The sequence below is a fragment of the Mycobacterium sp. genome (assembly GCF_049281135.1).
Lineage (GTDB): Bacteria > Actinomycetota > Actinomycetes > Mycobacteriales > Mycobacteriaceae > Mycobacterium.
This window is the reverse complement of the sequence record NZ_JBAPRN010000858.1, coordinates 1-17,790: the sequence shown is the minus strand read 5'-3', so window position 1 is coordinate 17,790 and position 17,790 is coordinate 1. Positions and strand designations below refer to the sequence as shown.

At 67.8% G+C, this 17,790-nt stretch carries 15 protein-coding genes; 5 read left to right on the top strand and 10 right to left on the bottom strand.

The window, feature by feature from the left end; all coding sequences use genetic code 11:
* On the bottom strand, window positions 1-4,522 hold a 4,522-nt coding region (locus tag WAN02_RS34240; RefSeq protein WP_422269787.1), incomplete at its 3' end, for an acyltransferase domain-containing protein.
* A gap of 237 nt (window positions 4,523-4,759) precedes the next feature.
* Window positions 4,760-5,098, bottom strand: coding sequence for a hypothetical protein (locus tag WAN02_RS34235; protein WP_422269786.1), 339 nt, complete (start codon window positions 5,096-5,098; stop codon window positions 4,760-4,762).
* Window positions 5,099-5,250: 152 nt separating this feature from the next.
* Between WAN02_RS34235 and rbpA the strand changes: the two genes are divergently transcribed.
* Entirely contained in the window at window positions 5,251-5,589 is a 339-nt protein-coding gene (gene rbpA / locus WAN02_RS34230; protein ID WP_422269785.1) for an RNA polymerase-binding protein RbpA, read from the top strand.
* 20 nt (window positions 5,590-5,609) lie between these two features.
* On the opposite strand, the gene WAN02_RS34225 is transcribed toward rbpA, so the two are convergent.
* The 4 genes from WAN02_RS34225 to WAN02_RS34210 form a co-directional block, all read right to left on the bottom strand.
* Window positions 5,610-6,398, bottom strand: a complete 789-nt coding sequence (locus WAN02_RS34225) for a polyprenol monophosphomannose synthase (RefSeq protein WP_422269784.1) — start codon at window positions 6,396-6,398, stop codon at window positions 5,610-5,612.
* Entirely contained in the window at window positions 6,395-8,524 is a 2,130-nt protein-coding gene (lnt, locus tag WAN02_RS34220) for an apolipoprotein N-acyltransferase (RefSeq protein ID WP_422269783.1), read from the bottom strand. The genes WAN02_RS34225 and lnt overlap by 4 nt, the downstream gene beginning before the upstream one ends.
* Window positions 8,517-10,052 carry an amidohydrolase gene (locus tag WAN02_RS34215; protein ID WP_422269788.1) on the bottom strand — a complete coding sequence of 512 codons (1,536 nt, stop codon included), beginning with the start codon at window positions 10,050-10,052 and terminating at the stop codon, window positions 8,517-8,519. The genes lnt and WAN02_RS34215 overlap by 8 nt, the downstream gene beginning before the upstream one ends.
* A 102-nt stretch (window positions 10,053-10,154) precedes the next feature.
* Window positions 10,155-10,685 (bottom strand): FxsA family protein, encoded by a 531-nt coding sequence (locus WAN02_RS34210; protein WP_422269782.1) that lies wholly within the window; start codon window positions 10,683-10,685, stop codon window positions 10,155-10,157.
* Between the two features lie 66 nt (window positions 10,686-10,751).
* Between WAN02_RS34210 and WAN02_RS34205 the strand changes: the two genes are divergently transcribed.
* On the top strand, window positions 10,752-11,447 hold the full coding sequence (locus tag WAN02_RS34205) for a dienelactone hydrolase family protein (protein ID WP_422269781.1): 696 nt from the start codon (window positions 10,752-10,754) through the stop codon (window positions 11,445-11,447).
* A gap of 1 nt (window position 11,448) precedes the next feature.
* On the opposite strand, the gene WAN02_RS34200 is transcribed toward WAN02_RS34205, so the two are convergent.
* Window positions 11,449-11,829, bottom strand: coding sequence for a PPOX class F420-dependent oxidoreductase (locus WAN02_RS34200; protein WP_422269780.1), 381 nt, complete (start codon window positions 11,827-11,829; stop codon window positions 11,449-11,451).
* Window positions 11,830-11,882: 53 nt separating this feature from the next.
* On the opposite strand from WAN02_RS34200, the gene WAN02_RS34195 reads away from it, so the two are divergent.
* The gene (locus WAN02_RS34195) at window positions 11,883-13,376 is read left to right on the top strand and encodes an HNH endonuclease signature motif containing protein (RefSeq protein ID WP_422269779.1); all 1,494 of its coding nucleotides are present in this window, start codon (window positions 11,883-11,885) and stop codon (window positions 13,374-13,376) included.
* A gap of 265 nt (window positions 13,377-13,641) precedes the next feature.
* Here the strand turns inward: WAN02_RS34195 and WAN02_RS34190 are convergent, their stop codons facing one another.
* Window positions 13,642-14,391, bottom strand: a complete 750-nt coding sequence (locus tag WAN02_RS34190; protein WP_422269778.1) for an SDR family NAD(P)-dependent oxidoreductase — start codon at window positions 14,389-14,391, stop codon at window positions 13,642-13,644.
* 35 nt (window positions 14,392-14,426) lie between these two features.
* Here WAN02_RS34190 and WAN02_RS34185 point away from each other — a divergent pair, with 35 nt between their 5' ends.
* Window positions 14,427-14,840, top strand: coding sequence for a F420-dependent biliverdin reductase (locus tag WAN02_RS34185; RefSeq protein WP_422269777.1), 414 nt, complete (start codon window positions 14,427-14,429; stop codon window positions 14,838-14,840).
* Window positions 14,841-14,844: 4 nt separating this feature from the next.
* On the opposite strand, the gene WAN02_RS34180 is transcribed toward WAN02_RS34185, so the two are convergent.
* Together WAN02_RS34180 and WAN02_RS34175 are read right to left on the bottom strand one after the other, a co-directional pair.
* Entirely contained in the window at window positions 14,845-15,510 is a 666-nt protein-coding gene (locus tag WAN02_RS34180; RefSeq protein ID WP_422269776.1) for a GNAT family N-acetyltransferase, read from the bottom strand.
* 49 nt (window positions 15,511-15,559) lie between these two features.
* Entirely contained in the window at window positions 15,560-16,684 is a 1,125-nt protein-coding gene (locus WAN02_RS34175; RefSeq protein ID WP_422269775.1) for a M24 family metallopeptidase, read from the bottom strand.
* Between the two features lie 126 nt (window positions 16,685-16,810).
* Here WAN02_RS34175 and WAN02_RS34170 point away from each other — a divergent pair, with 126 nt between their 5' ends.
* Window positions 16,811-17,764, top strand: a complete 954-nt coding sequence (locus tag WAN02_RS34170; protein ID WP_422269774.1) for a 5'-3' exonuclease — start codon at window positions 16,811-16,813, stop codon at window positions 17,762-17,764.
* Window positions 17,765-17,790 lie beyond the last annotated feature (26 nt).

The following is a 17,790-nucleotide window of genomic DNA, read 5'->3' as shown; positions in this document are numbered from 1 at the left end:
ACTGCACGGCGGCCATTCCCACGCCGCCGGCACCGGCGTGCACCAACACCCGCTGGCCCGGTTTGACGTCGGCGAGGTGAACGAAGGCGAAGTAGGCAGTGGTGAAAACGGCTGATATCGCAGCGGCTTCGGCGTACGACCAGTCCGATGGCATCGGGAGCAACAGCCGGATATCGCCTGGGACCAGGGTGCCGCTGCCGTCCGGGAAGAATCCGTAAACGTCGTCCCCGACCGCGAATTCGGTAACCCCGGGGCCGACCTCGACGACGACACCGGCGCCTTCACCACCGATCAGCGCATCGTGGGTGAACATGCCCAGCGTGATCATCACGTCGCGGAAGTTGGTGGCGATGGAGCGCATCGCCACCCGAACGTGGCCGGGTTCCAATGGCGCGTCGGCGTTGGGAACCGGCTCCAGTTGCAGGTTCTCGAAGGTGCCCGCGGTCGACAGCCCCAGCCGCCACGGCCCGTCGGCGGGCGGCACCAGCACGCCGTGCACCGCGCGGCTGCCGCGGACTCGCGCGGTGTGAATCGTCTCGCCCCGCAGCACCAGCTGCGGCTCACCGACCGCCAGCAGCCGTGCGACGGTCGTATCACTCAGCGGCGCCTCGGAATCCACCAGGACGATCCGGCCGGGATGTTCGGTCTGGGCCGAACGCACCAACCCCCACACCGCGGCACCGGCCAGATCGGTGACGTCCTCGCCCGCCAACCCCACCGCGCCGCGCGTCGACACCACCAGGATGCCGGAATCATGCTTGGTCAACCACGACTGCAACGCCGCCAGCGCTTCGTGGACACGTTCATAGCTGGCCGACACCGGATCCCCGGCCGCCGATACGGACTCGAACACCTCGTACGCCGGCGGCTCGGCGGGTGAGGCGGCCGACGTCGGCGACCACGCCAGCTCGAAGAGCCGATCCCCGGTTGAGCCGGAAACCGCAGCCATCAACTGCTGCTGGGAAATCGGGCGGGCGATCATCGACGTCACTGTCAGCACCGGCAGCCCCAGCCCGTCGGCCAGTTCGACCGACACCGCCGACGGACCCGACGGGGCAATCCGTGCCCGTACCGACGACGCGCCCGCCGCATGCAGCGACACGCCCTGCCACGAGAACGGCAATGCCACGCCGTCCCCGTCGAACGTCATTGCCGCCGCGTGCAGGGCCGCATCCAGCAGCACCGGATGCACACCGAATCCGCCGACACCGCCGGCTGCTTGCGGCAGCGTTACTTCGGCGAAGAACTCCTCGCCGCGACGCCACAGCGCGGTCAATCCCTGGAACGCCGGGCCGTACTGGTAGCCGCGCGCCGCCAGGCGCTGGTAGCCGTCGGTCACGTCGACGCGAGTCGCGCCTTCGGGCGGCCACACCGACAGGTCGGCGCCCGGCTCGACCGGTACTGATGACAGCTGTCCCGTCGCGTGGCAGGTCCATGCGGAATCAGCACCGTCCCTGGAGAATACGGACAGACTGCGCTGACCGGATTCTTCGGCGGCGCCCACCACCAGCTGCACCGCGACCGACCCTGAGGACGGCAGCAGCAACGGCGCCTGCAACGTCAACTCGTCGACCACCGGGCAACCGACCTCGTCGCCGGCCCGGATGGCCAACTCGACGAAGCCTGCGCCAGGGAACACCGCCAGACCGTCGACCGCGTGATCGTTCAACCAACCCTGGGTGGTCGGCGACAGCCGACCCGTCAGCACCACCCCGCCCGAGTCCGGTAGTTCCACCACGGCACCCAACAGGGCGTGCTCGCCGGCTTCCAGCCCCAAGCCGGCGGCGTCGATCGCAGCACCCTCACCGGAGAGCCAAAAGCGCCGTCGCTCAAAGGCATACGTCGGCAACTCGACGAACCCGGCACCCGGCACCGCGGCGCGCCAATCCACCTTGACACCCGACACGAACGCCTGGGCGGCTGAACTGAGGAATCGCGTGAGGCCGCCGTCTTCGCGGCCAAGAGTGGGCACCACGACCGCGTCGGCCCCGCCGTCGGCGGCGGTGTCCTCGATGCCCGCGATCAGGGCGGGGTGCGGGCTGGATTCGATGAATGTCCGGTAGCCGCCTGCCGATGCGGTACGCACCGCCGAGTCGAATTCGACGGTCTGGCGGATGTTGCGGAACCAGTAGTCGGCGGTGAGTTCGGCGCTGTCCAAGATGCCGCCGGTGACCGTGGAGAAGAACACGGTGCGCGCCGACTGCGGTTCGATACCCGCCAGCGCCTCGGCGAGCTGCTCGCGGATCGCGTCGACGGCGACGGAGTGCGATGCGTAGTCCACGTCGATGCGGCGGGCCCGAAGTTCACACTCGGTGCACTGGGCGACGATCTCGTCGAGGGCGGTCACCTCACCGGACAGCACGACCGCCGACCGCCCGTTGATCGCGGCGATGCTGACCCGATCGCCGTACGGCGCCAACAGCTCTCGCGCTTGATCGGTTCCACATGCCAGCGAGGCCATCCCGCCACGGCCGGACAGCGCCAACAGCAGTTTGCTGCGCAGGGTCACCACGCGTGCCGCGTCGCGCAGCGACAAGGCACCGGCGACATAGGCCGCGGCGATCTCGCCCTGGGAATGACCGATGACGGCGTCCGGGCGTACCCCGATCGACCGCCACGACTCGGCCAACGAGACCATCACCGCGAACAGCGCCGGCTGGACGACGTCGACGCGGTCCAGCCCCGGTGCGCCCGGCGCGCCGCGCAGTACGTCGATCAACGACCAATCCACAAACTCGGCGAACGCCTCCGCGCAGGCGTTCATCTGGGCAGCGAAAACTGGTGCGGAATCCAGTAATTCGACGCCCATACCGATCCACTGCGAGCCTTGGCCGGGGAAGACGAAGACGGTCTTGCCCGCGGGTGCGGCATGGCCGGTGATCACCGAACCGCCAGGCGTTTCGTCGGCCAGCTCGGTCAGTCCGGCCAGCAATTGGCCGCGATCGCGGCCGAGCACGACCGCGCGATGCTCAAAGGTCGATCGCCCCGCCAACGACCATCCAACATCGGCGATGCCTAATTGCTCACGGGCACCAATGGATTCGGCCAGCCGAGAGGCCTGTGCCGCCAGCGCCGCTGCACTCTTGGCCGACACCACCCATGGCACTACCGGCGGTTGCGGAGCGCTCTCGGTGGGCTCAGCCGGCGGGCACTCCTCGATGATCACGTGCGCGTTGGTGCCGCTGATCCCAAACGATGACACCCCGGCGCGGCGGGCGCGACCATTGGCGGGCCACGACTGGGCTTCGGTCAACAGCGACACCGCGCCCGCCGACCAATCCACATGCGGGCTCGGCGCATCCACGTGCAGCGTCGCCGGCAGCACCTCGTGGTGCATCGCCTGGACCATCTTGATCACACCGGCCACGCCGGCGGCGGCCTGCGTGTGACCCATGTTCGATTTGATCGATCCCAGCCACAAGGGTTTTCCGGGCGCGGCGCGATCTTGGCCGTAGGTGGCGAGCAGCGCCTGAGCCTCGATCGGGTCGCCCAATGTCGTTCCGGTGCCGTGGGCCTCGACCACATCCACTTCTCCGGCGCTCAGCCCGGCGTTGGCCAAGGCCGTGCGCACCACCCGCTGTTGGGAAGGACCGTTGGGTGCGGTGAGCCCATTGGAGGCGCCGTCCTGGTTGACCGCAGTGCCGCGCACCAGCGCGAGCACCCGATGGCCCAGCCGTTGGGCATCCGAAAGCCGTTCCACCACCAGCATTCCGCCGCCCTCGGACCAGCCGACCCCGTCGGCCGCCCCCGCAAAAGGCTTGCACCGACCATCCGGAGACAGGCCCCGATGCCGGCTGAATTCGACGAAAACCGTTGGCGTGGCATTGACGGTGGCCCCACCGGCCAGTGCCAGATCGCACTCCCCCGACCGCAACGACTGCACCGCCATGTGCAAGGCCACCAACGACGATGAGCACGCGGTGTCGACCGACACCGCCGGGCCTTCCAGGCCCAGCACATAGGCCACTCGGCCGGTCGCGACGCTGGACGTCATACCGGTCAGGCGGTAGCCCTCGATCTCTTCGGCGAGCATCCCGTAGCCCTGCGCGATGATTCCGGCGAACACTCCGGTGGCGCTGCCCCGCAACGTGGTCGGATCAATGCCGGCCCGCTCCAACGCTTCCCATGACAGCTCCAGCAACATGCGATGCTGCGGATCGGTGGCCAGCGCCTCACTCGGTGCGACGCCGAAAAATCCCGCATCGAAACCCGCCACGTCGTCGACGAATCCACCCGCGCGCGCGTAGCACTTGTGCGGCGCATCGGGGTCGTCGTCGAACAGCCCGGCCAGATCCCAGCCGCGGTCGGTCGGGAACTCCGACATCACATCGCGCTCGTCGGCGACCATGTCCCACAGGCTGTCCGGTGAGTCGACCCCGCCCGGGAATCGGCATGACATACCAACGATGGCGATCGGCTCGCCGGAGCGTTCCAGCAGCGCCCGGTTCTTGCTCTTCAGTCGCTCGACCTGGACCAGAGCTTTCCGCAACGCCTCGGTTGCATGCTGAAGTTGGTCAGCCATGTCGTTACCCCTCGCCTAACGTCGGTCGTCGCTCAATCCGGAATGCGGCCCTGGATGAGGAGCAGAGTCACTCGCCGTACGGCTGACGTCGAACCTGCTCTTCGACCGGCAAACATCGTCGGCGGGCGCCGACTCGCCCACCCCATCCATGGCCTGGCTCCGCGACTGATTCCGGCGTTGCCCAGCGATCCATGGCGAGACTGTACCCGCCACCAGTCAGCCGAGGCTAAAGCCCGGTCAGCGCCACCCGTCGGCGGCTTCGGCGGCGCGCATCAGGGTCGCGCACAGCTCCCGCAGTTCCGGCGCGCCCGCACCTTCGTCCAGCGCGGTAGCGACGTCTTCTGCTGCGCATCGCACCTGGTAGACGCGGTCGGAGAGGTCAGCGGCCTCCTCCGCAGACAGCACCACCGCATCAGCGGGCAACGAAGCACCCTTGGCACCGTTGATCGAGGCCCGTTGCTCGTAGGCGCGCTGCCGGCACGATTGCCTGCAGTATTGACGGCGACGGCCCATTCCGCTGTCGGGAACGTCGCGGCCACACCAACGGCATGGCTGCGGGCGGACGCGGCGTGTCACGGGGCCGACTTTAGTCGGGGTGCCGTCCGAATCCCGGTATCATGGACGGTTGGGTCGCCCGGCGAGCCCGGCGACCTTGGGAACCAAGTCGCCGGCCGCGACGTTGTTTAGGGCGCTAGGTGTTAAGAAGACTTTAAGAGGAGAGCTGACCAATGGCTGATCGCGTCCTGAGAGGCAGTCGCCTTGGAGCCGTAAGCTACGAGACCGACCGCAACCACGACTTGGCTCCGCGCCAGATTGCGCGTTACCGCACCGAAAACGGTGAAGAGTTCGATGTGCCGTTCGCTGACGATGCCGAGATCCCCGGCACCTGGCTGTGCCGCAATGGCATGGAAGGCACCTTGATCGAAGGTGACCTGCCCGAGCCGAAAAAGGTTAAGCCGCCGCGCACGCACTGGGACATGCTGCTGGAGCGACGCTCGGTCGACGAGCTCGAGGAACTGCTCAAAGAGCGTCTCGACTTGATCAGAACGCGCCGTCGCGGCAACTGATCTGCGGTCACGGAGCTCGTTCAGCGGTTGACGGGTGCCTGACGCCTGCGGTGTAGGCGTCCGTCGATGCCCCACTGCGCCACTTTCACCACTGCTTCGCGGATATTGGATCCGCTCATCTTGGAAACGCCGAGCTCCCGCTCGGTGAACGTGATCGGGACCTCTGCGACGACGAACCCGTTGGTGATGGCGCGCCAGGTCAGGTCGATCTGGAAGCAGTACCCCTTCGAATCAACATGGTCGAGGTCGATTTTCTGCAGAACATCACGACGGTAGGCCCGGTAGCCGGCGGTGATGTCATGGATGCCGATGCCCAGGGCCAGCCGAGCGTAGGTGTTGGCCGTCCAGGACAGCGCCCAGCGCCGCCACGGCCAGTTCTGCACGTTGCCGCCCTCGACGTAGCGCGAGCCGATGACCAGGTCGGCGCCGGCGTCGACGGCCTCGAGTAGTAAGTGCAATTGCTCGGGCGCGTGACTGCCGTCGGCGTCCATCTCGACCAGCGTGGTGTAGTGCCGGCTCAGCCCCCAGGCGAATCCGGCCAGGTAGGCCGCGCCCAGACCGTCCTTGACGGTGCGGTGCATGACGTGGATCCGGTCGGCATTCGCCGTAGCGAGCTCCTCGGCCAGCTTTCCGGTGCCATCCGGGCTGTTGTCGTCGACGATCAGCACGTGCACCTCAGGGAGTGCCTTGTGCAGTCGCTGCAGAATGAGCGGAAGGTTCTCCCGCTCGTTGTAGGTGGGGATGATCACCAGGGTGCGCAGGGTGGGGCGATCGCCCGCAACCCGCGACACCGGATCGCCGGTGGTCATATGTCTCCTTTGTCTGGCCCTTGCCGGGCTGAATCTCGGCCGTCCTCGTCGAGTTGGGCGTTGGCTGACACGTCGTCGCCGTTGGCTACCACGTCGTCGTCGAGCGGGTCGCCGTCGGATTTCTCCGACCGGGGGCCGAAGCGCTTCCCCAGCGCTGACAGGCGCCGGTTCAGATCCGCGAACCATCCATTGTGCAGCATCGCAGCAAACAGAATCGCCAGAGCGGCGACGACCAGGCTCCCCTGCACGATCGGGCCCCACCGAGCGGCGGGCGTCAGCGTTGTCTTGAGGCGGACCTGGCCGTCCAGGTAGCCGGGCGTGAAGAACCGCGTCCGCTGCAACTCGCGGCCGTCAGGGGTGACGAGGGCCGAGATCCCGACGTTGCTGGACACCACCGTGTAGCGATCCAGCTCCACCGCACGAAGCTTGGAAAACGCCAACTGCTGCTCGCTCATCGTCTGGTTGAAGTTGGCGTTGTTGGCGGGCACCGCGAGTAGTTGAGCGCCGCGGCGGACCGAGTGCTGCAGGGCTCGGTCGAAGATGACTTCCCAGCACGTCGCAATCCCGATCGGCGTACCGGCGGCATGCACCACCCCGGAGCCTTTGCCGGGGACGATGTAGCCGGCCAAGTCGGCGAGGTCGGTCAGATGCCGGAAGAATCCGCGCCAAGGCAGGTATTCGCCGAATGGCTGCACGATGCGCTTGTCGTGGCGCTCTCCGGGTCCGCCCTTGGGGCTCCAGACGATGACGGTGTTGGTTTCGGCCGGCGGGTCGCCCGGGCGGCCGGCGATGTCGAGCACCGTGCCGACCAGGATCGGCGCTCTGATCGCCTCGACGGCGACCGAAATCTCCTGTGCCGCTTCCGGATTGAGCAGCGGGTCGATATCCGACGCGTCCTCGGGCCAGACGACGAAGTCGGGTTGCGGTGCGCGACCGGCACGCACGTCGTCGGCCAGCTTGCGGGTCTCCCGGACATCGTTGCCCAGCACCGCAAGACGCTGAGCGTTGAACTCCAGGCCCAGCCGAGGCACGTTGCCCTGAACTGCTGCCGCCGTCACGACGGGCTCGTTGCCGGATCCGGTGCCGGAGTGGCGCACCTGCGGCCAGACGGCGGCCGCGACGAAGAACACCAGGCAGATGCAGAACGCCGGCAACAGGACCGCGGGCGGTGCGTCGGCCGCCTCGTCGTCAGCTCCGGCGTGCCGCCGACGGGATGCCAACCACCACGACACCGCCCCCATCACGAAAGCGGCGGCGCTGCAACCGGTCAGCACGATTGCCAGCGAGAGCAACGGCACACCGCCCAGCCGGACCAGCGGCAAGAACGGGCCGGAGGTCTGACCGGCGGCCACCACGCCCCAGGGGAAGCCGCCGAACGGAATGGTCGACTTCAACCACTCCTGCGCCGCCCACAGCACCGCGAACCAGATCGGCCATCCGGGCAGCCGCCGCACCACGACAGCTCCCACACCGAAGATCCCCGGGAACAACGCGCACATCAGCACCAGCGCCACCAGCGGCATGGCGCCGACGAGGATGCTGATCCACCGGATCAGCGGTAGGTAGAACGCCAAGCCGAAGAGGAAGCCGTAACCGAACCCACCGACCGGTGTGGTGGCCGGGCGGGTCAGCACCCAGGCCAGCACCGCGAACGCGATGACGGCGGCCCACCACCAGTTGAACCGCGGATAGCTCGCGCAGAGCAGCAAACCGGCCAGAATCGCGGCACTCAGCCTGGTCAACCGAGGCCGCAGCCATCTGCCTGCTTGAGGCACCCGAATCCGCGTTTCACGGACCAGCCAGGCCACCAGAACTGCGGTCAGATGCACCAATCGTCGCCACACATACTTGCCGACCCGGACAGCCTGATCGCGCAATTCCGCCAGCCGGTCACTGCCGACGGCGGGCGGCTCGGCGTCCTGCGACTCGAGGTCGGCGAGGTTGGCGTCATCGTCGCTGTCCTCGACGTCGCGGATCGCCGGGATCACCCCGGTGAGCTCGGCATCTGCCGCCGCGGCCGGGACGGGAATTTGTCCGGTGTCGTCGTCGTCTTTGACGGCCGGGAAGATGTCGGTGTCTTCAGCGGGCCGAACTCGGCGGTCGAACCGCCCGAGGCCTCTAACCATGAATCACTGCGCCTCGGTGGACCGTCTGCCGACATCGAGGCAACGAGTCGGTCCGGCCGAGTCGCGGCAACACCGGCACCCGGGACCGCGGATCGGTGGACCACCGCCGCACCGCGTCGCTCGGCACGCTGACGTCGAGGTCGTCGACGTCCCACACCGCGTAGGAAGCGGGAGCGCCCGGTACCAGGCTGCCGATCAGCTCGTCACGGGCACCGCCGGCCCGCCAGCCGCCGCGGGTGGCGGCGGCGAATGCCGCGCGCGCGGAGATCGAGCTCTCCGGAGTCTGGTGGTTGACGGCTGCGCGGACGCTCGCCCAAGTGTCGAGGCCAGTCACCGGGGCGTCGGATCCGAACGCGAGGGCCACGCCTTGGGATGCTAGCAGCGCAAACGGGTTGAGACGCCGCGCCCGATCGATCCCGAGACGACGGGCATACATGCCGTCGTGACCACCCCAGAGGGCGTCGAAATTGGGTTGCATGCTGCCCATCACCCCCCACGCGCCGAGCTTGGCCGCCTGGTCGGCGGTCACCATCTCCAGGTGCTCCAACCGGTGACCACAGCGAGCCACTGCGGGCACGCCGAGGTCGTCGACGATCTGTTCCAAAGCCGTGACGACGCTGGACACCGCGGCATCTCCGATGACGTGGAATCCGGCCGTGACGCCGGCTTCGGTGCACGCCCGCAGGTGTGCGGCGACGGTCTCGGCATCCACGTAGCGGGCGCCACATTCGCCGTCGGCATCGTGGTACGGCTCATGCAGCCAGGCCGTCCGTGACCCCAGTGCGCCGTCGACGAACAGGTCTCCGGCCAGCCCGGCCGCGCCGGTCTCGTCGAGCATTGCCCGCGCCTGAGCCGGGCTGGTCACCGCCTCACCCCAGTAACCGATCACCTCGACGCCGTGGGCGCCCAGCGCCCGCAGTTCGAGCCAGTCCTGCAGCCCGCCGATCTGCGGGCCGGCACATTCGTGCGCTGCAACGATCCCTTGCGCGGCAAGGGCGTCCAGCGCGGCACGCCGAGCGTCGGCTCGCTGACCGTCTGTCAACAGACCGCGCGCGGCGGAGCGGACCTCATGGTGGGCGTCGCCGACCAGCGGACGCTGTTGGTCGAAACCGGACGCCGACGCCAGCCCTTCGACGCGCTGCCGCAGACCGCTCGACGCCAGCGCCGAATGGACGTCGACGCGCGCCAGGTAGGCGGGCCGGTCGCCGAGCACCGCATCGAGCTCTGCGGTGGTCGGCGCCGCGTCGCGCGCCCATGACGACTCGTCCCAGCCGTGACCCCACAGCGGCTGGCCGGGGTGCGCCGCAGCATAGTCGGCGATCAATTGCAGGCAGTGCGCTCGCGATGTCGACGCGCGCAGGTCCAGACCGGTGAGCGTCAGCCCGGTCGCGGTGAGGTGGATGTGGCTGTCGACGAAAGCCGGCGCGACGAAGCCACCGTCGAGATCGACGACATCCGCGCCGGTGAACTCTTCTCGGGCAACGTCGTCGCTGCCCAGCCACACCACGACACCGCCGCGCACCGCCATCGCGGAGGCATCGGGATGGGTCGGGCTGTGCACCCGGCCGTTGACCAGCACAGTGGTCGAGACGTCAGTCACGCCGCAAAACCTACGGGGTTGGTGGAAGTGTTACTCAGGCCCGCCCGGCGACGATGCGGGCCGTTTCGGGGCCCGCGAAGGCAGAGCCGGCGGGTCCACAAACTCGGAGACGTCTTCGACGTCGATGACCTCGCCGTCGATGTAGTCGGGCCGCGGTCGATGGCCGAATCGGTCGGCACCGACGGACGCGACGGTGATCAGCGGGAACCGCCGACCCATGCCACGGACAGCCATCGACGCCAGCGCTGGGCGTGCGACGGCGCGAGTCGGCGGCAGCAACAGCAGCAGCCCCGCGGCGCTGGTCACCAGGCCTGGCACCACCATCAGCAGCGTTCCCACTGCGACCGCCGTGGTGTCGGCGGCCAGTCGCGGCTGGTCAGCGCTCAACCTGGAGCGCAGGCGCGCGAGCTGGACTTTGAGTTGCGAGCCGCCCAGCGCCAGCCCGGCAGCGAACGTCGCCAACAGCAGCAACAGAGTCCACCCGAGCCCGATCGTCGACGCCAACGCCACCAACACGGCGAGCTCGGCGATCACATAGACCAGAAACAGTCTCGACACCATGAGATGGCAACGTCGCGGACGGTCGCCTGAGTTCCGCGGACCGCGGGCGCACGGTTAGATGGCCTCGTGACGACAATCGAAATCGACACCCCGACCGGTCCGATCGATGCCCTGCTCGACGTCCCCGACGGCCCGGGCCCGTGGCCCGGCGTGGTGATCATTCATGACGCGATCGGCTACGGACCAGACAAAGAGTCGATCAACAGCCGTGTCGCCTCGGCCGGCTATCTCGCACTGACCCCGAACCTGTACGCCCGCGGCGGCTTCGCGCGGTGTGTCACCAAGGTGATGCGCCAGCTACTCACCAAGCAGGGGCAGGCGCTCGACGATGTGCTGGCCGCCCGCGACCACCTCAAAGCGCTGCCGGACTGCACCGGGAGGGTTGGCATCGCCGGGTTCTGTATGGGCGGCCAATTCGCACTTGTCATGTCGCCCAAGGGTTTCGACGCCTCCGCGCCGTTCTACGGTGTCCCGCTCCCCCGCGAACTGAGCGAAACCCTCGACGGAGCCTGCCCGGTAGTCGCCAGCTTCGGCGGCCGGGACCTGACCGGCAGAGGGGCGCCGGAGAAGCTGCAACGGGTGCTCGAGGACAAAGGCATTACCAACGACATCAAGTCCTACCCGCAGGTCGGCCACAGTTTCGCCAACAAACTTCCCGCCCAGCCGCTGCTGCGCATCACCGGATTCGGCTACAACGAGGAAGCCACCCAGGATGCCTGGGCGCGGGTCTTCGCATTCTTCGGCGAACACCTACACGCCTGATTCAGGCCGGGCGCACCTCAAGGCCGACGTTGTTCTTCATCCCGCCACGCAGCTTGCTGAACAGGTTGAACACCTTGCCGACGATGCCGTACTCGCGCCCGATCGCGTCGTAGACAAGACCGGTCTGCGATGCGTCCAGGATGGTCGCGGTCGCGTCGATGGCCTCGCTTTTCGGGTGTCCCTGCATGTCGCAAATCGCCAGGGTGACGCGTGGTGTGTTGCGAATTCGCCTGACCTTCCACGACTTTCCCTGGGTGATCATCAGCAGGCGGTCGCCATCATTGGCCGCCCAGATCGGGGTGGGCTTGGGCCGCCCGTCTTTGGTGAAGGTGGTGAGTAGGACGTACTGCGCTTTGGCGACGTCTGCGAAGGTCGGGGCCACCGGGCCAGTCTAGTCAGGGCTTCTTGTCGGAGGCCTCTGGCATAATCGAACGCATGTTCGATGCACTTGTTCCGTCGCCCGGATCGGTCGCCCGGTTGGACGCCGTGTTCGAGCGACGCCATCCACCAACCACGCAACAATCGGCGGCGATGGTGGATCGGCTGCGTGCGACGAGGCGTGCCGAGAATAGTGCCGCCGGTCAGCGACTGGCGGTGATCGGTGAATTGGATGCGTTGCGTTTGCGCCTGCTCGGCGAGCGGGAGACGTGGTGCACCGACACCCAGGAGGCGGTGGCCGCGGAGGTGGCCGCGGCGATGTGCATCAGCCAGGCGCTGGCAACCAGCTACTTGTACTACGCCCGCGCCATGCGAACGCGCCTTCCGCTGGTAGGGGCCCTGCTGCAGGCCGGCGACATCGACTATCGGGCATTCCAGACAATCGTCTATCGGACCGATCTGATCACCGACGTTGAGATGATGGCCACCGTGGACGGCGAGTTGGCTGCCAAGGCCCGACGTTGGCCGGCGATGACCCAGAGCGCGTTGGCCGCGGCGGTGGACCGGATTGTTGCCCGCACCGATCTTGATGCGGTTCGGCGCCGAAGAGAGCGTCAAGCCGAGCGCGAATTGTCGATCTTTGACAGCGGGAATGGCTTGACAGAGGTGTTCGGCAGGCTGCTTTCGCCTGATGCACACGCGCTGGATGCCCGGCTGGATGGGTTGGCACGCACGGTGTGTGACGCGGATCCGCGTACTCGAAACCAGCGCCGCGCCGATGCGATAGCGGCCTTGGTCGTCGGAGCCGACCGGCTGGCATGTCGCTGCGGACAACCGCGCTGCCCGGCGGTCAGCAGCCCACTGCCGTCACCTGTGGTCATCCACGTTGTCGCTGATCAGGCCAGCGTCGAGGGCCGCGGTCGCGAGCCCGGCTCACTGATCGGCAGCGATGCGCTGATCCCGGCGGATCTGATCGCCGAACTCGCACAGTCGGCCAAAGTTCGGCCGTTGATCCATCCCAACGACGCCTCACCGGAGCCGAACTACGTCCCGTCGCAAGCGTTGAGCGACTTCGTGCGCTGCCGGGACATGACGTGCCGGTTCCCGGGCTGCGACCGTCCCGCAGTGCGCTGCGATATCGATCACACCGTCCCTCACGGCGACGGTGGGCCGACCCACGCCTCCAACCTCAAATGCCTATGCCGCCTGCATCATCTGATCAAGACGTTTTGGGGCTGGCGCGATCAGCAGCTCCCCGACGGCACGCTGATCTGGACTGCGCCATCCGGCCATACCTACGTCACCACCCCGGGCAGCGCCTTGCTGTTCCCCCAATTGTGCACGCCCACTGGGACACTCGATCCCATGCCGCACCAGCCGCACCACGGCGACCACACCGCGATGATGCCTAAACGGCGCCGCACGCGCGCCCAGAACCGCGCCCGTTACGTCACCGACGAACGTCGACACAACCGATTGCTGCGCCAAGCTCGCCGAGCGGCCATAGCCGGCCGCGAACCGCCCGGTGACTGCGAACCACCACCCTTTTGAGGGCTGACTGAAAACCTTAGAAAGCCTCTTTCATCGTCGACGCCATCGCGATATGGCCCTCGAAACCAAGCGATGTGGCCATGGTGTGCGCTTCAGCGATATCCGCTTCAGTGCCGCGTCGTAGTAATGCTTCGACTATTGCGGTGACGACTGCGCCAAGATAATCGTGTTGCCACTGGCAAACTCAAGGTCGATGATCGTGCGGAGCACTCGCTCACGGGTCTATCGTGGCATCGCCAGCCCGGGCGCAGTGGCTCTTCGTAATTCAGCGGGGCATCCGGCGCCAGATGAACTGCGGCAGCAGTCGCATCAGTGCCGACGCGGGCCCCAACGTCCACGGGATCCAGACCGTCCGGCGGCCCTTGGCCAGCGCACGCGCCGTCGCCGTCGCCACCTGCGACGGCGTGCTGGACAGCGGTGCCGGCGTCATACCCTCCGTCATCCGGCCGATGACGAAACCGGGCCGCACGATCAGCAGCCGCACGCCGGTGCCGTGCAGCGCGTCGGCCAGCCCGCTGGCGAACCCGTCCAGGCCCGCTTTCGCTGAGCCGTACACATAGTTGGCCCGACGCACCCGCGCGCCGGCGATCGAGGAGAACACCACCAGCGTTCCCTGGCCGGCCTGCCGCATAGCGGCGGCCAGATGGGTGAGCAGGCTGACCTGCGCGACGTAGTCGGTGTGCACGACGGCCACCGCGTGTGCGGCGTCGACCTCGGCGCGGTCCTGGTCACCGAGGATTCCGAAGGCCAGCACCGCGGTGTCGATCGGGCCGTGTTCGGCGATGATCGACGCCAGCATGGGGCCGTGCGATTCGACGTCGTCAGCGTCGAATTCGCGGGTGGACACCGCCACCGCGCCGGCGGCCAGTATCGCCGCAGTCTGTTCGCCGAGCCGGTCGGCGTTTCGCGCCGCCAGCACGACGGACGCACCGGCAGCGAGTTGCACCGCGAGCTCGGTGCCGATTTCGCTGCGGCCGCCGAGAATCAGCACCGTATGTGCGCCCGTGTCATCCACGGCTGCGATTATCACCTGCGCTAGCGTGAGCGGTGATGGCGAACTCCACGGCCCGGCTGACCAACGACGCGCTGGCGTTTCTGACCGAGCGCCATCTCGCCATGCTGACCACCCTGCGCCCCGACAATTCGCCCCATGTGGTGGCGGTGGGCTTTACCTTCGACCCCAAGACGCACATCGCCCGGGTGATCACCACCGGTGGCTCACAGAAGGCGGTCAACGCCGAGCGCGGCGGGGTCGCCGTGCTCAGTCAGGTCGACGGCGCCCGCTGGCTGTCATTGGAAGGTCAGGCCAGCGTCAACGGTGAGACCGACGCGGTACGTGACGCGGAGCTGCGCTACGCCCAGCGTTATCGCACGCCGCGAGAGAACCCACGAAGGGTTGTCATCGAGGTGCATGTCGAGCGCGTGCTGGGGTCCTCGGATCTGTTGGCCCGCAAAGCCAACTAGCCCGCTAGACGAGCGTCGCGCCGGGCGCGCGAATCACCAACGGCACCGCCGGGAAGTACGCAGCCATCTCCGGTCGGGATTTGGCCAGCGCAGCTGTGCCGTAGCCGCGATGCCGGTAGTCCGGGTGAATCCAGATGCGGACGTGCACTTCGTGCCCGTCGAGCTCGCCGAACACCATGCCGACCTTCTCGTCACCATCGACCGCGACGAACCAAGCGGCCTCTTCGGCGTCGAATCGGTCCTGCGCCGAACGGATCTCATCATCCAGGCCACCGGCCGGGGCGCCGGAGCCGTCACCCTTGGCGCCGACCTCCTCGGTGCGGGCGGCGAAGATATCGCGATCGGAGCTGCCGGAAAAGGCGCGAAGCGCCAAGGTTTCACCCGCGCTGGCCGGCCGGTCTTTGAAGGTGAAGCTCAAGATGTTGTTCAGATCCTCGAGCTCGGCGACGATCTTTTTGCGCGAATCCTTGGTCAGCTGGTCGAACGACATGCCGATCACCGCTTCGGCGCCCAGCCGTGACGTGTCCAGCAGTTCGACGATGCCGTCGACCGCCGACGGCCGGTCGTCGGCCTTCACGATCAGGTCGAGTACTTCATGACGACGTTCCAGCGCGTTCATCAGCGCATTGGTGATTTCTCGGCGGGCAGCGGCGCGGTCGTGATCGGTCATCGCACGAGCCTAATACTCCGGCGGGGTTCAACGCCCGCCTTGACGAGACCTAAACGGGCACCACGATGAGTTCGTGCGGACGGTGGTTGACCGGCTGGGCGCCGTCCTCGGCCACCACCACGATGTCTTCGATGCGGGCACCCCACTGACCCGGGAAGTAGATCCCTGGCTCCACGGAGAACGCCATACCCGCCCGCAACGGCAGATCGTTACCGGCGACGATGTACGGCTCCTCGTGCACCGACAGTCCGATGCCGTGGCCGGTGCGGTGCACGAAGTAATCGGCGAGTCCGGCTTCGGCCAGCACGTCGCGGGCGGCGGCATCGATCTGCTCGGCGGTGACGCCAGGGCGCACGGCCTCGACCGCCGCCCGTTGGGCTTGCTCAAGCACTGAATACTGTTGTGCAACTTCAGGACTGGGCTCACCGATGCTGTAGGTGCGGGTCGAGTCGGAGTTGTAGCCGGGCTCGTAGGCGCCGCCGATATCGACGACGACGATGTCACCGACCCGAATTTCACGATCCGAGTATTCGTGGTGCGGATCCGCGCCGTGCGGACCAGAGCCGACGATGACGAACGCCACCTCTGAATGTCCCTCGGCGACAATAGCTTCGGCAATGTCCGCCGCGACGTCGGCCTCGGTCCGGCCGGGCGCCAGGAATTCCGGTACCCGGGCGTGCACCCGGTCGATCGCCGCGCCCGCCTTGCGCAGCGCGTCGACCTCCGCCGCGTCCTTGACCATTCGCAGTTCCCGCAACACGTCGGTGGCCAGCACCGGCAGCACGCCAAGCACGTCGGCCAGCGGCAACAGGTGCAGAGCCGGCATCGAATCGGTGACCGCCGTGGCTGCCGGAGCGCCACCCATCGCGGCGCCGACCAGCTGGTAGGGGTCGTCGCCGTCGACCCAATCCCGCACTACCAGGCCGAGATCGGTGACCGCGGACTGCTTCAGCGACGCCAGCTCCAGCCGTGGCACCACAATGGTCGGGTCACCCGAGACCGGTAGCACCAGCGCCGTGAGGCGCTCGAAGGTCTGCGCCCGCGAGCCGACCAGATACCGCAGGTCATAGCCCGGGGTGATCACCAGACCGGCCAGTCCCGCCTTGGCGGTCGCGGCCGACGCTGCGGCCACCCGGCGGCGGTATACCTCTGCGTCGAAGCGGTCGGAACCCATGACAGTCAGGTTAGCCGCGCGACGATGCAGTGGGGGTACCTCCAGCCGCGCGACGATGCAGAGCGCGTAGCGCGATGAGGAGGAGCGCGGCAATCGAACCGGGCTGTGGCTGGCAGGATGACGGGCATGTCCGCCCCGCTGCTGCTGCTCGACGGCGCCAGCATGTGGTTTCGGTCGTTCTTCGGCGTCCCGGCCTCGATCACGTCGCCCGACGGCCGGCCGGTCAACGCGGTCCGCGGCTTCGTGGACTCGGTCGCCACGGTGATCACCCGACACAAGCCCGGCCGGTTGGTGGTCTGCCTGGACCTGGACTGGCGCCCGCAATTCCGGGTCGATCGCATCCCGTCGTACAAGGCCCATCGGGTCGAAGAGGAGAACCCCGCCGGGCAAGCCGATGTCGAGGAGGTTCCCGATGACTTGTCGCCCCAGGTCGAGATGATCGCGGAGCTTCTCGACGCGTTCGGCATCTGCACCGGCGGCGCCGACGGTTTCGAAGCCGACGACGTGATCGGCACACTGGCCGCCCGAGAGCGCCGCGACCCGGTCGTGGTCGTCAGCGGCGACCGCGACTTGCTGCAGGTGGTCCGCGACGAGCCGGTCGAGATACGGGTGCTCTACCTCGGGCGTGGCCTGACCAACGCCACGGTGATGGGACCCGTCGAGGTCGCCGAGCGCTACGGCGTGCCGGCCGATCGGGCCGGCGAAGGCTACGCGGAGCTGGCGCTGCTACGCGGCGACCCGTCCGACGGGTTGCCAGGAGTGCCCGGTGTCGGCGAGAAGACCGCGGCCACGCTGTTGGCACAGTACGGCTCACTGGCCGCTATCCTGGCCGCCGCCGACGATCCGAAATCGTCACTGGCCAAAGGTGTTCGGGCCAAGCTGCGGGCGGCGACCGATTACATCGAGGTGGCCGGGCCCGTGGTGCAGGTAGCCACCGACGCGCCGGTCACGTTCTCGACGGCCAGCGACGCTTTGCCGCTGGTGGCGGCCGACCCGGCGCGGGTCGCCGAAATCGCGACCCAATTGGGCGTCGGGTCATCGATCACGCGGTTGCAGAAGGCGCTCGACGGGCTGCCCTGAGCTACTTGGGCCGACCCACCTCGTAG

What these genes read in the sequence shown, in the direction of transcription:
- WAN02_RS34225 (WP_422269784.1), bottom strand. Translation starts at nt 6,398, where the DNA reads ATGACCACCGGCGATCCGGTGTCGCGGGTTGCGGGCGATCGCCCCACC.
- WAN02_RS34210 (WP_422269782.1), bottom strand. Translation starts at nt 10,685, where the DNA reads ATGGTGTCGAGACTGTTTCTGGTCTATGTGATCGCCGAGCTCGCCGTG.
- WAN02_RS34195 (WP_422269779.1), top strand. Translation starts at nt 11,883, where the DNA reads ATGTTCGATGCACTTGTTCCGTCGCCCGGATCGGTCGCCCGGTTGGAC.
- lnt (WP_422269783.1), bottom strand. Translation starts at nt 8,524, where the DNA reads ATGGTTAGAGGCCTCGGGCGGTTCGACCGCCGAGTTCGGCCCGCTGAA.
- WAN02_RS34185 (WP_422269777.1), top strand. Translation starts at nt 14,427, where the DNA reads ATGGCGAACTCCACGGCCCGGCTGACCAACGACGCGCTGGCGTTTCTG.
- rbpA (WP_422269785.1), top strand. Translation starts at nt 5,251, where the DNA reads ATGGCTGATCGCGTCCTGAGAGGCAGTCGCCTTGGAGCCGTAAGCTAC.
- WAN02_RS34180 (WP_422269776.1), bottom strand. Translation starts at nt 15,510, where the DNA reads ATGACCGATCACGACCGCGCCGCTGCCCGCCGAGAAATCACCAATGCG.
- WAN02_RS34215 (WP_422269788.1), bottom strand. Translation starts at nt 10,052, where the DNA reads ATGGCGGTGCGCGGCGGTGTCGTGGTGTGGCTGGGCAGCGACGACGTT.
- WAN02_RS34175 (WP_422269775.1), bottom strand. Translation starts at nt 16,684, where the DNA reads ATGGGTTCCGACCGCTTCGACGCAGAGGTATACCGCCGCCGGGTGGCC.
- WAN02_RS34170 (WP_422269774.1), top strand. Translation starts at nt 16,811, where the DNA reads ATGTCCGCCCCGCTGCTGCTGCTCGACGGCGCCAGCATGTGGTTTCGG.